Here is a 14,752-nt window from a genome sequence, read left to right as displayed (position 1 = left end):
ACAAACAAAAATAGCCAACCTAAGTTAGCTATTTAGAGACTCTTTAAACACGATGGAATTACCCCTGAGAAACCACCGCCCGATAACCATCTTGGTTTTCATCTTGCACAAACTCAATATAATGCTGAATACTGTCTAGGCTATCTTCTTGATAATGCGAGACATACAACAATTGACTTAAGTGTTCTTTGGCAATGAGTTCAAGGGCATTTTTAATCAGTCGGCGTCCCAAATAATCCAAACCTTGATAAGGCTCATCGAGGATCAATAAGGTGGGTTGTTTCACTATGGCGCGAGCAATGAGTAATAAGCGTTGTTGGCCATATTCTAATTGCCTAAATGACGATTTACTTAAATGGCCCATGTGTAAAATGGCCAACCATTCTGTAGCGACAGATATTTGTTGTGCCGTCGGTTTTTGGTACAAACCAATAGAATCATAAAAGCCAGAAACAATCACATCCAGTGCACTGCAATTAACCCGGTATTGAAGATGTAATGCCGAAGACACCATACCGATGTGTTTTTTAATTTCCCAAATACTTTCGCCAGAACCTCTTTTGTTACCAAAAATATCAATGTCATTACTGTAACATTGTGGATGGTCACCAAAAATAAGCCCAAGCAAAGTACTCTTACCACAGCCATTAGGCCCTTTGACCTGCCAATGCACGCCATTATCAATACGCCAGTTCACACCCGAGAAAATCACTTTATCGCTGTAAGCCACTCGTCCATTGTTTAACTGAAAAACCGGGTTAGCAAATAATGGCTTGTGTCTGTGACGACGAATAAGCGCTAACATATCATCGCTTTGTTGACCCGCTTGCGCCGTTAACTGGGCAATAACAGGATGGTTATCCCACTGTGATTTGGTCATCATAGTGTCTAATTTACCATGACTAAACATAGCAACATGTTCAATCCAATCTGGCATATCTTCTTCACGCGACACCACGACCAGTATTTGTTTGGTTTGAGATAATTGTTGTAAATATTCTGTCAGGGTCTGTCTGTGCGCAACATCAAGACCTGCATAAGGCTCGTCGAGCACTAAAAAAGGCACTTGGGTTGCTACTGCACGGGCAAGCATGACTCTGCGCCCTTCACCGGTAGACAATTGAGCAAAAGGACTTAAGCTTAAATGCGTTAAATCTAATTGCTGCAGCAATTGATGGGTTAAGTCATTGTCATGGCATTGATTAAAAACAACCCCAAACACGGTCGTTTTAGGATCGGTATATCCCAGTGACTCGCTGTCATCTTGCTCTAAAATAGCTTCAAGCAGTGATTGTTGCTCAAGCAATGACACTAATGCCACACAAGCTGGCGTGACACCGGTAATATCGCCACTATACGTTAAGGTTTGTGCATCAACTTGCTGGGTTAATAACTGACCAAGTAATGCACCGACATCACCTTCGGTGCTAAATACCCCCCAAGATTGTTGTGATTCAATCACCCAATCATCAATATCGACTGTGACACTCGATGAACAACACTGCAACTGCGTAAATCTGATTTCCATCTTGCCACTTATCCTAATATTTAACCTGAACTAGGTTTAATCAAGTCGATTTATCACTTGAGTGTCTCATAAGAGACTAAAAAAAATCGACAAAAAAGCAGAACATTTTATGTTCTGCTTTTGGATGTCATTCAATTGAATCGCCAACTTGAATAAAACTAGTCGATAACGGTCATTTCATTCAACGTAAATTCATCAACAGCGCCTTGAGTTGCAGCCACAAAATCGGCTAAATGCTGATTTTCCATATGCACACGCCATAATTCACGGGTCTGCCAAGTCTCATAAAACATAAAGTGAGCAGAGTTGTCATTGTCTCGGTGTAATTCATAGCTAATACACCCTTGTTCAGCGCGTGTAACGTCAATCAGCTTCAGTAACTCAGTTTTCACCAATTCAATTTTGTCCGCTTTGGCTTTAATATTGGCTACAATCGTTAAATGTGACATGTTGATTCCTGTTCGATAATATAAGTGTTCGATAATATAAGTATTTAACATTACTCAATAATATAATTTAAGGTCTTAATTAAAACCCTTCTAACACAATTTTACCAATCGCACGGCCAGCTTCTAACGCCTCATGTGCAGCACGAAGATTTGCAGCATTTATTGCGCCCATGTGCTGGCCTAACGTAGTTTGAATAAAACCTTGGTCGACAAGATCCGCTACTCGGTTAAGTAAACGTCCCTGCTCATCCATATCGACTGCGTTAAACATCGAACGAGCAAACATAAACTCCCAATGTAATGACAAACTCTTTAGCTTTAATTTAGTCACATCAAGCGCAACTGGATCGTCAATCATCGCAATCTTACCAAACGGTGCTAATAACTCTGTGTAACTGTCAAAATAAGTATCGGTGCTGTTTAGACTCGCAACATGAGTAACAGGGCCAATGTTTAATGCCGCTATTTGCGCAACAAGCGGTTTAGTGTGGTCGACAACATAGTCCGCACCCAATTTCTTAACCCACTCACTTGAGCTGGCACGTGATGCGGTACCAATAATGGTTGCACCCGTAATGGCTTTAGCCAATTGTACAAATATAGAACCCACACCACCCGCTGCGCCAACAACCAAAATCACTTCGTTTGATTTCTCTACAGCGCCAGGGCTTTGCTGCTTAATCGATAAATGTTCAAACAACAATTCCCATGCTGTTATCGCCGTTAAAGGTAGTGCAGCAGCTTCTGCATTCGATAAACTCTTAGGCTTCATGCCCACTAAGCGTTCATCTACTAACTGATATTCAGCGTTACTTCCTGTGCGAGTAATATCACCAGCATAGTACACCACATCACCCGGTTTAAATTGACTTGCCTTATCACCCGTTGCAATGACTTCGCCAACCGCGTCCCAACCAATCACTTTTACTTCACCGTCTGCCGGTGGCATGTTTAAGCGCACTTTATAATCGGCAGGGTTAACTGCAATGGCACTCACTTTAATCAATAAATCACGGCCTGTTGCAATGGGTTGATCCAATGTCACATCGATTAATGATTCTGGGTTCGAAATTTCAAGAGACTGTTTATATCCAATAGCTTTCATAAGATTGTTCCTGTGATATATAAAATAAGGTTGCTCAAACTTGATGAGGCTATATTAGCGCTTGTTTTATCTCCCATAAACAGCATAATAATTGAAACATTATCAATTAAAAATGGATAATCATGTTATTAGAAGACCTTTATGTGGTGCTTAAAGTCGCAGAGTTTCGCAGCATCACTGCCGCGGCAACCAATCTAGACATGCGCACCGCCACCGCTAGTGCTGCATTAAAACGCGTTGAAGCCAGTTTAGGCGTTGAACTTTTTATTCGCACCACCCGGCAACTTCGTTTATCGAGCGCTGGCGAAAAGTATATACCGCAGTGTGAGCAAGCCATGTTAATGCTGGAGCAAGCAAAGCAAAACATGAAAGGTGAGCTGGACATTATTGATGGTGACTTACGCTTAGCCATATCATCGGATCTGGGGCGTAATATTGTAATCCCTTGGCTTGATGAATTTATGGATACTCATTCAAAAGTGAGTTTGAGAGTCAGCATTAGTGATGCCAACGTTGACTTTTATCGCGACGCTGTCGATTTAGCTTTACGTTATGGTTCACCTAATGATGCTAATTTATACGGCTTTAAAATTTGTAATGTGCCAAGGCTAATTTGTGCATCACAAACTTACCTTGATAAATTTGGCACCCCAACACATCCACAAGAATTGGCAGAACATAATGCCCTGCTATATCAATTACAAAACTTAACTCACGACATCTGGGAGTTCACCAAAGCTGACAACAGTATTAAAGTAAAAGTATCCGGTGACCGGGTTGCCAATGATGCAGACTTAGTTAGACGTTGGTGCGTTAATGGCAAAGGAATATCAGCTAAGTCATGCTTAGACATGTCACATGACTTACTGACCAATAACCTAGTGAGGATAATGGCGGACTATCCCGTTAAATCCACTGAACTCTGGTTGGTATTTCCTAGCAGACAATCTATTACACCCGCAGCGCGATTACTGCGTGACATGCTTAAAGACAAAACTCGCAGTATTTTACTGCAACTAATAGAGAAAGGCATACTCGATAAAAGCGTGTTGGATTGACAATACTAACTATGACATCTTATTCATTATTATTCCGATAACCTTATTCAATTCTGGCCTACGGCATTAACGTTTTAACGTTCGCTAACTCCAGCGTTGAAGAAGCAAAAGACTATCGCGTAACGACGTGCCAGATGACATAAAACCAAGATAAAAAACCATGAAAAATCGCCCATAAAACAGACTTGTTTACACTCCATGAAATAGCGATAGATAACGCTGTTCCAAAGGTTATGCCGTATTTCGCTATTTCATTCCTTGAATCTTTCATTAATTCTATTCCTTGTTTTATTTGATTCAGTATAAAATCATAATTCAATTGAATAGTGATAATACAAGTAGCTGCGGCAAGTCGGTGCCTAAGCCTGCCTGCCTGCCTGCCTGCAAATAATATTTTTGTTATGTTGTTATACGCCAACATAACCCTAAAAAACGATTAATTCAAAAAGTGCTTTTTCTAAAGGGTTTAACTCTTTTTCACACTCTAACTTTTTTTCACACTCACATTCTTTTTCACAATCAAATTCTTCGCAACCTTCATACCCCTTTGCTTTTGTATGGGGGGTACCTGAAGCGCCAAAATACAAGTAGCGGCTGCCATAAATTAAGCCTAATGTGTCGCTTTATCACCCCAAATTTCATTTAATCTTTTGTCTCTGCCACAATTCCAGCGATAAGCATTATAGCGAATTGGGTTGTTCTTATAGTAATCCTGATGATAACTTTCATCGCCTTTTATAGGATAAAAAATTGAAGCATTTAAAATAGGCGTCACAACTTTACTATTAGGAAATTGCTTTTCAATGTCACTTTTAGACTGTTGTGCAATTTGTCGTTCGGTGTCATTTGCCACGAAAATCGCGCTTAAATAGCTAGAACCTTTATCGCAAAACTGTCCGCTTGCATCAAAAGGGTCAATGTTCACCCAGTAATGTTCTAACAGCTCGGTGTAACTCACTTTGCTAGGATCGTATGTTATTTCAACCGCTTCATAATGACCACTGTGGTTACCATTATAGGTAGGGTCTTTGATGTTTCCGCCAGTAAATCCTGAGACCACATCGGTTACGCCATCAAGCTTTTCAAAATCTGATTCCATACACCAAAAACATCCACCAGCTAAAATGGTTTTATCTGCTGTGGCATTAGATGCATAAGACAATAAACTTGCTGCAAATATCGTTAACACTAGTGTGCTTTTCATAACACTCTCCTTTATTTTCCTAGGTTATTAGTATGTTTGTCTGTAAATATCTACTATATGAACTTAATGGTTTAAAAGTTCACAATGACATTTACAAAGTTCCTAATGGTGAGTTAACACAGTTATATTTCCGAAATACCTAGACTGTAATGCAAGTAACTCTTGCCAATTTAGCTTTTCGCTTTAGCCTTCTTTTTATACGTTTTTTTAAAACTGCGCTTTGGCGCGCTACTGGCAACACCTTGTAATGCTGAGGGTAATTGACTCGATGCTTGAGTGATGAGGCCATCTAATTGGCTCAACAATGGCTGCATAAAAGCATCATACTTTAAACGTTTTTGGCTGATAGCATCCAAGCTATTTTCCCATAATGCGGTCATGTCGGGCGTGGTTGCTGATTCGGGTAAACTGCGGATTAAGCCAGTACCCACAGGGGTGGCCAATATCGATTTACCCTGGCGAATTAAATAACCGCGTTTAAACAGCAATTCAATAATTCCTGCACGTGTGGCCTCTGTACCTAAACCATCGGTTTCTTTAAGGATTTTTTTAATCTCGCTGTTTGTCACATAACGGCTAATACCCGTCATCGCGCCCAATAATGTCGCATCGGTAAAATGCTTCGGCGCTTGGGTCATTTTCTGTAGTAATTCACCACGCTGACAATGCAAAATTTGACCTTTAACCAGTGGCGGTAAAGACTGTACCGCGTCTTCATTGTCGTCGTCGCTGCTAGTTGAATTAGAACTAGATTGATTTGCAGTGGCAGAACGTTTAAACAGTTGTTTCCAGCCTAAGGTTTTATCTTGACGTGCTTTAGTGGTAAATAATCCACCGGCAATGGTCACTTCAACTGCGGTTTCTGCATAGATATAAGCGGGATAGAACTGGGCTAAATATTGCCTTGCCACATGTTGATATAACTTAGCTTCGTTGCTTGATAATGTCGATAAATTAGCCACCTTTTCAGTTGGCACTATCGCATGGTGAGCATCTACTTTAGTGTCATCCCACGCTTTAGATTTAAGTTTACTATTAGGAGACTCACAACCCTCAATTAAGCCTGAAGCGCCTTTGAGCACGGCGTCCAATACTTTTGGCGCCAAAGCATGCTGATCTTTAGGTAAATAGCGACTGTCTGAGCGCGGATAAGTAATCAATTTGTGGCGCTCATACAAACTTTGGCAAGTATCCAGTACCTCTTTCGCTGACAGGCCAAAACGTTTAGCTGCATCTATTTGCAGTGCCGATAAGCTGTAAGGTAATGGTGGGTTTTGGCGCTTATCTTTAGCCTCAATTTTAGTGACTTCCGCTGGTTTCCCATTGATACGGGCAACGACATTTTCGGCTAAACCTTTAGCTAATACTCGTCCGTCTTCATCCATATATGGCTGACATGCTTCGCTAGGTTGCCATTTTGCGGTGAATGCTTGTTGTTGGTCTGTCAATAAATGGGCTAATACTTCGTAAAATGCTTTAGGGGTAAAATCAGCGATTTCATCATCGCGGCGTACCACTAACCCGAGTAACGGTGTTTGTACTCGACCAACCGACAACACGCCTTGATAGCCGACTTTACGGCCTTGAATCGTGTAGGCTCGGGTCATGTTCATGCCATATAGCCAATCAGCACGGCTGCGGGCCAATGCAGAGGTCGATAATGGAATAAACTCTCGGTTACTGCGTAATTGCCCTAATGCACGTTTTACCGCTTGTGGGTTTAAGTCACTGATTAACAAGCGCTGAACTTGACTCAGCTTGTCTCCTTTTACACCCAGATAAGAAATCACTTCATCGACCAGCAACTGCCCTTCGCGGTCTGGATCGCCAGCATTAATGATCGATGATGCTTGCTTGACCAATTTTCGTAACACCGTAAGTTGACTGCGTGTTTTAGGTTTTGGCTGTAGTTTCCACGTTTGTGGCACGATGGGAAGGTGTTCGAGTTTCCATGACTTAAATGCATCGTCATAGGCGTCCGGTTCTGCTTGTTCGAGCAAATGGCCAATACACCATGACACGCAATCACCATTAGCAGCAGTGATAAAGCCATCACCTTTTTTATGTGGTTTTGGCAGAACATCGGCAATAGCACGACCTAAACTGGGTTTTTCAGCAATATATAAAATCATAATCCACTGTTGGGTCGCTAATATTCAATGAAATGAACCGCGCCACTTAACTGTATAAATTTACAGTATAGATTAGCGTTAAATACGCCAAGCTGCAAATATGAAATAATTAACCACTTAGTCACTTAAATCATTACAATGCGCAGGTTCACTTCCAAACACGACAAACAGATGAAACTCGGCCACCGCTTAGCACATATCAACATGATGATCCCCAATGGTTACACTCATATTTGGGATTGCTGTTGCGACCATGGATTACTCGGCGCCGCGTTGCTAGACAGACATGCAGCCATGATCCATTTCGTCGACATTGTGCCAGCATTGATGCAGCAGTTAACCGCCAAGCTCGAACGTTTTTACCCACAGCAAAACCAACCAAAATGGCAGGTACATTGTGTTGATGTGTCAGCGATCCCTTTGGATCAAGATGAGCATACACCCTTAGTGATTATTGCCGGAGTGGGTGGAGATTTGATGATCGAGTTTGTTAGGTCACTTTGCCAGCAATATTCGAACCGAAAAATCGATTTTATCTTGTGTCCAGTTCATCATCAATATGAGTTACGCCAACAACTTATCAAGCTTGATTGTGAATTAATTGACGAAAAACTGATTGAAGAAAACCGTCGTTTCTACGAAATCCTTTATATCAGACGTGATCCCAAACTCCCCGCGAATGTTGCTAATGATCCGCTTACAGACATTGACCCTATAGGCAGTGTAATTTGGCAAGCGAGTGATGCTGTACAGCAAGACATTGCTATGCGTTATTTAGCTAAAACGATTGCGCACTACAGTCGCATCAATCAATCTCGTTCAGGAAACACCTCTCAAGCACTAAAAGAGTATCAACAGGTAAACATCGCTTTAAAATAATGCCTAAAACGCTTCAATTGGCAGTCCATTTCTGGGTATATAAAGTATCAAGGACGCTACGCCGTAAATGACAAGGACGGACTTCGTCCTGCAATAAAGAGCTGGATTCCCGATCAGCTGCATCTCAGGAATGACGTAATTGCAGTATGACTACCCATGTAGTTTTCTATGTAAAATATCGTACTTTGGTTTTTTAGTAGAAGGCCGTGGATAGGTGTCATCATTTAAGGTTAACGTTGCTTCACCAAGGCTTATTGGGCCACCATTAAGCTGACTTTTCCATCTAACAAGATACTTAGCTGGAGGTAACTTAGGAAGATTAAAATAAAAAATAGTCCCAGGATCTTTTGGCACTTGAACATCTAAGTTAAGTAAATAACCATCATTATTTCTAATGACTATTGAATGCAAAGTCACACTACTTTCAAACGTTACCTTCAAAGATCGCGTAGGCTCGATAGTAAACTCAATCGTCACATCGCTATTATTCGCAGAAAGCTCACTAGCATATATATTATTTGATACCAGCAAAGCGAAAAAGATCATGGTTAGGCAACGATAAACTCTCATTTCAATATCCTTTCTTATAACTAAATTTAATGAGCTGACCGCATGGTCCAAACACAGCAACGATTTCCTTTATCGACTTAGTACTTTTCTTTTGCGGCTAGCACAAAGTGCCTGTATGAATGATGGGTGTAATCCAATATCGACACGGATTATGTTTACAAACCGCAGACAAGGCACCTAATAACGCATCTTGATGATCCACAGGATGCATAATTTCAAACTTACAAAATTCCCTGTAGCCTTCAACTTGCTCTTTGATATTAAAATGGCTGTGTTCGCGGCTAAAACCGCAAATATTACCTAGGCTAAAACCAGATAAAAACTCAAGCTCAATCAAGGTATCAACGATGTCGTCCTTAATATCATTTTGGGCGATCAGCACTAACAATTGCTCCGTGATCATTGACGTTTCTCCAGCCAGTAATAAAGGATTGGTAACAAATAAAGGGTTGTAATGGTTGATGTCAGCAAACCGCCAATAACAACAATGGCCAATGGCTTTTGGATTTCAGCACCAGGGCCCGATGCAAACACCAATGGCATCAAGCCAAACATGGCTGTCGTGGCGGTCATCAAAATAGGTCGTAAACGTCTTGCTGCACCTTGCTCGACTCGCGCCAATAAACTGCTAAAGACATGTTTGGTCTGCTCGTAATAACTCACCATCACCACACCGTTAAGTACCGCTACGCCGAGTAATGCAATAAAACCAACCGAAGCAGGCACAGATAAATACTCGCCCGAAACATACAAGCTCACGATCCCGCCCATCATAGCAAAGGGGACGTTAGCCAAAATCAAGCCCGCTTTAGCAAGCGAACCAAAAGTGGTAAACAAAATGAGAGTAATAAGCGCAATGGCGACGGGAATAACCAGTAATAGGTTATTAGTGGCACGTTGTTGATTTTCAAACTCGCCACCAAAACTGACACTGTAACCGCTAGGTAACTTAACCTCAGCGTCAATTTTCGCGTTGAGTTCTTCAACAAAACTGACTATGTCTCGGCCCTGCACGTTGGTCGTAATCACCGAGAAACGATCACCTTGTTCGCGTTCAATTAAAATAGGGCCTTCTTTGTAGGTTAATTTAGCGATATCGGTAAGACGTTTTAATGAATGATCAGGCATCACCAACAACTGATTCTGCAGCTCATTAATACTACTCAACCCGCCTTGATTATTGGCGATCAATACTGGGGTACGCTTTTTACCTTGCAGCACTTCGGTCACAACAACACCTTCAAGTTGGCTTTTTAAATACCGCGAAAACTCCATGGTGCTCATGCCAAAGCCACGTGCCAGCTCATTATCTAGGGTTAAGTTAATAAATGGACTGCCCTCAATCATGGCCATTTTTACATCGATACTGCCACTGGTGTCACTGACAAGCTGCTCAATTTGGGCCGTTAATTGCCCAAGTGTATCAATATCGGTGCCAAAGACTTTGATGGCCACATCACCAATACTGCCAGTAAGCATTTCAGAGACGCGCATCTGAATAGGTTGAGTAAAATTAAAATTTACTCCAGGAAAATTAAGCAGTTCAGTGCGAATAGCATCAATCAGTTGCGTCTTGTCAGCAAAGCGCCACTCGTCTCGCGGTGCGAGTTCCAAAAATACATCGGTTTCATTTAGCCCCATAGGATCTAAACCAATTTCATCAGAACCGGTCCGCGCAACCATTTGTTTAATTTCTGGCACCTTATCAAGCAAGGTAATTTGAATTTGCTTGTCGATAGCAATCGACGCTTCAAGCGAAATAGAAGGTGATTTTTCTAGCTGTAAAATAATATCGCCTTCATCCAATGTCGGCATAAAGGTTTTACCTACAAGACTAAATAGCCCTAAACTCACCACTAACAGCGTAAACGACACGATGATAAACGGCTTTTTATAGGTAAACGTCTTTTTTAAACTGCTCAAATAAGCCGCTTTTAGTTTCTCTATCGCTTTAGGCTCTTGTGCAGACTTTTCGTTAACCAGATAAGATGCAATGACTGGAATAACCGTAAGCGACAACACCAATGCCGATAACATGGCAAAGACAATCGTAACAGCCACGGGCGTAAATAATTTGCCCTCTAAGCCGGTTAATGTCAGTAAGGGAGAAAACACAATCATCACAATGACAGTGCCAGATACAACTGGAATAGCCACATCTTTAGTCGCACGATAAATAAGGTGTAAACGCGGCAAACGTTGCTTAGTCGCAATAAGATTGACCATGTTCTCAACCACTACCACAGATGAATCAACCAACATACCAATCGCGATGACTAAGCCACCTAGACTCATTAAATTTGCTGACAGATTAAATAAATCCATCATCAAAAACGTCATTAATGCCGCAAGAGGCAAAGACAATGACACAACTAAAGCGGCCCTGACATTACCTAAAAACAGCGCTAGTAATACAATCACTAACAACACGGCTTCAAATAACGCACTTGAAATGGTATCAATCGCGGTATTAATTAAATTAGCACGATCATAAAAAACGTTAAGCTCGCTGCCTTCAGGCAACGAAGTATTAATTTGCGCTAACTTTGCTTTAATATTGGTGACTACTTGGGCAGTATTGGCATCTTTAAGTGCAATAATTAAGGCTTCAGCCGCCTCTTCACCGTCTTTTGATACCGCGCCATAGCGGGCTAAATGGCCAATCTGTACGTCAGCTAAATCTATCAAGCGATAAACTTGCGCATCATCCGCCTTAATCACTAACTGTTTTAGTTCATCTATATCATCGACTCGCCCTTCTGAACGCACAATAATGGTATCAGTACCAATGGTTAATTTACCGGCACCTTCATTATGATTATTGTCCGTAATCGCCTGTTGCAAATCTGCAAAACTGACGCCAGCGGCAGCCATGGCAGAAGGATTAGGACTAATACTAAAACTTTTGGCGTAGCCGCCTAAAATATTCACATCAGCCACACCAGCAACGGTACGCAGCAAGGGCCTGACTTCCCATTCCAGCAACTGCCGACGTTCCATTAACGATAAGTTAGGGTTTTCAAGTGTAAACATAAAGATTTCACTTAACGGCGTACTCATCGGTGCCACACCACCAGAGACACCTTCAGGAAAACTGTCCCATACCGCCGCTAGTCGCTCGCTGACCTGCTGCCTAGCCCAATAGATATCAGTTCCTTCAGTAAAATCTAAGGTAATATCACTAATGGCATACTTAGTAGTGGAGCGTAAAATGGCTTGATTTGGGATCCCTAAAAGCTCTGTTTCAACCGGTACAGTAATTTGCGCTTCAATTTCTTCAGGCGTCATACCCGGTGCTTTTAAAATAATCTTCACTTGCGTAGGCGAAATATCAGGAAAGGCATCAAGAGGAATATTAAACCAGGCACGAGTACCCGCTAACATTAAAATCAACGCTACGATCAACACAAACAAGCGCTGAGTTAGTGAAAAACGAATCACAGAAGCGAGCATATTATTCGCCTCCTAAACCAAGCAGTATACCTTTCACTGCCGCGACAGATTGAGACAACACTTTAATTTGACTCAAATCTTGATCACTCGCGACAATATAATCATCTGCAGTAGAGCCTAATACATCGATACTCAATGAAGACAATGTTTGGTCTTTTTGGGTAAAAATCTGGCTATCTTGTTGCCAAGTGAACACACTAATTTTAGGCACCAAATACACGGCTTTTTGATATTCAGGTATCACAGTAATTTGTTGCCCTAAGAGTAAATTGCACGTTTGTGGTACAGGGGTAGACCAAGCAGTTAAAAATACCCCATCAGCAATTGCAGACACTTCATCAATGGCAATATGACATTGATTAATGTTCACCGCAGATAACGAGGTTGACTGACTCATAGGCACACTGACTTTCACCCGAATACTATCGGTAGGAATAAGCGAGAATAATTGCACCCCAGCACTGTAGGGGCTATTGAGATAATTAAGATTAACAATGCCCGCCACAGGAGCCATGACCACCAGCGATTCAGTATTTGCATCAATGCTTTGCACCATCTCCATAAAGTGCTGCATGTGTTCGTATTCAAGGTGAGCACTAAAGTAATCTTGGCTGATCTCGCGCCACTTATCTGAGCCAATGCTGCCATTTTTTAATAAAGGCAGATTACGGTCATAACGCTGTTTAGCTAGGTCGTATAGGCTTTTGGCCGCCTCTATTTGAGCTAAAAAATGAAACACTTCTGGTCCAGTTAATCTGACAATGGCTTGGTCTTTGGTGACAACTTGCCCCTGCCCCACTAAAAACGTCACTTGCTGAATATTTTCAGGCGTCATAACCCAATAATCGTTACCGGGTAAACGGGCTATTTGTGCAGGAAGAGGACTACCTTCATAACTGGCCACTTTTTTAGGCGACATATAACTCACGTCTAAGTGACCTAACTCGCTAAGAGATATGGTTTCAGCACGAACAAACGCCGATGATAAACCGATTGTGATACATAAAAGGCTGGTGCCAAATTTGGCCATCATAATGAAATCCCTAAAGCTTGCAGTTGCTGAGAATGAAGTTGTTGCTGGGCCACTTGGTTAAGTGCTAAACGTGATTCAGTATCCAATGCATCCATGTAGCGGCGTAACCAAATTTCATAACCCATTTGGTTTTGGTCTTTTACCTTGGCCAAATCTTCAGTGATGGTGCGACTCAGTGATACCCCTCGTTGTAACAAGGCCTGCTGTTTTCTGAGATTATGCTGCTGTAATAACAGCTTTTGTGATTGATTTTTGAGTTCCAGATAAAGTCTTTCGCTATTGATGCGTTGATCTTGATAATCTTTCTGCCAAACCGACAGCTCACGTTGAGATAAAGCAGAGCCAAAACCGAGTGGAATACTGATCCCAACACCTAAATGCTGGTCGTTAGAGAGATCACCAGCCGTTTCCTTTGCGGTTAATGACACAGTCCACGGATCTTGTTCACCCGCTTGCTGGCTTGTCATCATGACGTCTTGAAACTGTTGTTGCAGCGACTGTAATTGCCACAAAGGATGCTGCATCAATACCACATCAGCACCATGAATAGATTGCACGTCTAATTCAGCCATATTATGGCCACTTTCTTCTATATTTTCGGGGATCTCACTCAAACCTGTGAGTGATTGAAATAATGCCATTGCTTCATCTTGTTGCTGTTTTAGTTCAATCTGCGCTAAATCAATATCCACGCGTTCACGATCTAATAGCAATAAATTGACTTTAGGAAACTCACCCGCTGCAGACAGTTGTTTTTGCTGCACATGTAACTGTTCTAATAGTGATGCTTTACGTTGCAGTTGGTTAGACTTAACTAAAGCGATGCGGAAATCCCACATGCTTTGTCTAAGCAAACCAGATAAATATAATTTTTGAAGTGCCACCTGTTGCTCAAGCAGAGAGCTTGTTAACCGTTTTAATTTGTTATCGCTTTGGTGCAAACTAAAAGATTTAATGGGTAAGTTAAGTGATACTTCTTGTTCATAAATGTTACTATTATCCAGATCGCCTAGGTAACTTAAACTAATGCTCGGTAAGCCTGTCAACCAAGTCGAACTGCTCAATTGTACTGAGCGGTTATCGTTGAGTGGCATGGCATTAAAGGTGGTCTTGTTTAATCGCGTTTGACTTAACTGCAACAGTGGTGACAGGTCATTGCTTGTAGCGCCATAGCTATAAGAGCTAATCGCTAACGCAATAATAAGACATATTTTGATACTAAACTTCACGGCAGACATATGTGATTTCACTAACCCAAAAGATATAGTTAGACTATTATCTTTAGGTAGAGAACACATGGGGAGTATGTATCATAAATGTCGCTATGGTACATATGTACCA

Annotated in this window: 12 protein-coding genes; 2 read left to right on the top strand and 10 right to left on the bottom strand. The window is 41.6% G+C overall.

All coding sequences use genetic code 11. The features are described 5' to 3' along the window. Positions 1–58: 58 nt before the first annotated feature. The 3 genes from AAEY98_RS14905 to AAEY98_RS14895 all read right to left on the bottom strand — a co-directional run bounded on the left by AAEY98_RS14905 (position 59) and on the right by AAEY98_RS14895 (position 3,082). Positions 59–1,528: an ATP-binding cassette domain-containing protein gene (locus AAEY98_RS14905; protein WP_351017890.1), complete on the bottom strand. Its 1,470-nt coding sequence runs from the start codon at positions 1,526–1,528 to the stop codon at positions 59–61. 158 nt (positions 1,529–1,686) lie between these two features. Continuing rightward, on the bottom strand, positions 1,687–1,977 hold the full coding sequence (locus AAEY98_RS14900; RefSeq protein ID WP_162023430.1) for a putative quinol monooxygenase: 291 nt from the start codon (positions 1,975–1,977) through the stop codon (positions 1,687–1,689). Positions 1,978–2,056: 79 nt separating this feature from the next. Beyond that, positions 2,057–3,082, bottom strand: a complete 1,026-nt coding sequence (locus AAEY98_RS14895) for a zinc-binding alcohol dehydrogenase family protein (protein WP_101086732.1) — start codon at positions 3,080–3,082, stop codon at positions 2,057–2,059. A gap of 122 nt (positions 3,083–3,204) precedes the next feature. Here AAEY98_RS14895 and AAEY98_RS14890 point away from each other — a divergent pair, with 122 nt between their 5' ends. After that, positions 3,205–4,140 (top strand): LysR family transcriptional regulator, encoded by a 936-nt coding sequence (locus AAEY98_RS14890; protein WP_350979459.1) that lies wholly within the window; start codon positions 3,205–3,207, stop codon positions 4,138–4,140. Positions 4,141–4,750: 610 nt separating this feature from the next. On the opposite strand, the gene msrA is transcribed toward AAEY98_RS14890, so the two are convergent. Then, positions 4,751–5,344: a peptide-methionine (S)-S-oxide reductase MsrA gene (msrA, locus tag AAEY98_RS14885; protein WP_351017887.1), complete on the bottom strand. Its 594-nt coding sequence runs from the start codon at positions 5,342–5,344 to the stop codon at positions 4,751–4,753. Positions 5,345–5,514: 170 nt separating this feature from the next. Then, complete coding sequence (locus AAEY98_RS14880) at positions 5,515–7,476, bottom strand: DNA topoisomerase III (protein WP_101086729.1); 1,962 nt, start codon at positions 7,474–7,476, stop codon at positions 5,515–5,517. 171 nt (positions 7,477–7,647) lie between these two features. Between AAEY98_RS14880 and AAEY98_RS14875 the strand changes: the two genes are divergently transcribed. Beyond that, entirely contained in the window at positions 7,648–8,355 is a 708-nt protein-coding gene (locus AAEY98_RS14875) for a tRNA (adenine(22)-N(1))-methyltransferase (RefSeq protein WP_351017883.1), read from the top strand. A 150-nt stretch (positions 8,356–8,505) separates the two neighbouring features. On the opposite strand, the gene AAEY98_RS14870 is transcribed toward AAEY98_RS14875, so the two are convergent. From AAEY98_RS14870 to AAEY98_RS14850, 5 genes are all read right to left on the bottom strand, one after another. Continuing rightward, the gene (locus tag AAEY98_RS14870) at positions 8,506–8,925 is read right to left on the bottom strand and encodes a hypothetical protein (protein WP_101086727.1); all 420 of its coding nucleotides are present in this window, start codon (positions 8,923–8,925) and stop codon (positions 8,506–8,508) included. A 97-nt stretch (positions 8,926–9,022) separates the two neighbouring features. After that, positions 9,023–9,328: a DUF3240 family protein gene (locus tag AAEY98_RS14865; protein WP_101086726.1), complete on the bottom strand. Its 306-nt coding sequence runs from the start codon at positions 9,326–9,328 to the stop codon at positions 9,023–9,025. Beyond that, the gene (locus AAEY98_RS14860; RefSeq protein ID WP_101086725.1) at positions 9,325–12,378 is read right to left on the bottom strand and encodes an efflux RND transporter permease subunit; all 3,054 of its coding nucleotides are present in this window, start codon (positions 12,376–12,378) and stop codon (positions 9,325–9,327) included. The genes AAEY98_RS14865 and AAEY98_RS14860 overlap by 4 nt, the downstream gene beginning before the upstream one ends. 1 nt (position 12,379) lies before the next feature. Continuing rightward, the gene (locus tag AAEY98_RS14855) at positions 12,380–13,411 is read right to left on the bottom strand and encodes an efflux RND transporter periplasmic adaptor subunit (protein ID WP_351011007.1); all 1,032 of its coding nucleotides are present in this window, start codon (positions 13,409–13,411) and stop codon (positions 12,380–12,382) included. Next, positions 13,408–14,649 carry a metal transporter gene (locus AAEY98_RS14850; RefSeq protein ID WP_335691465.1) on the bottom strand — a complete coding sequence of 414 codons (1,242 nt, stop codon included), beginning with the start codon at positions 14,647–14,649 and terminating at the stop codon, positions 13,408–13,410. The genes AAEY98_RS14855 and AAEY98_RS14850 overlap by 4 nt, the downstream gene beginning before the upstream one ends. Between the last annotated feature and the right edge of the window lie 103 nt (positions 14,650–14,752).

This window comes from Shewanella sp. AC91-MNA-CIBAN-0169, assembly GCF_040310165.1.
Lineage (GTDB): Bacteria > Pseudomonadota > Gammaproteobacteria > Enterobacterales > Shewanellaceae > Shewanella.
This window is presented reverse-complemented; position numbering and strand designations above follow the sequence as displayed.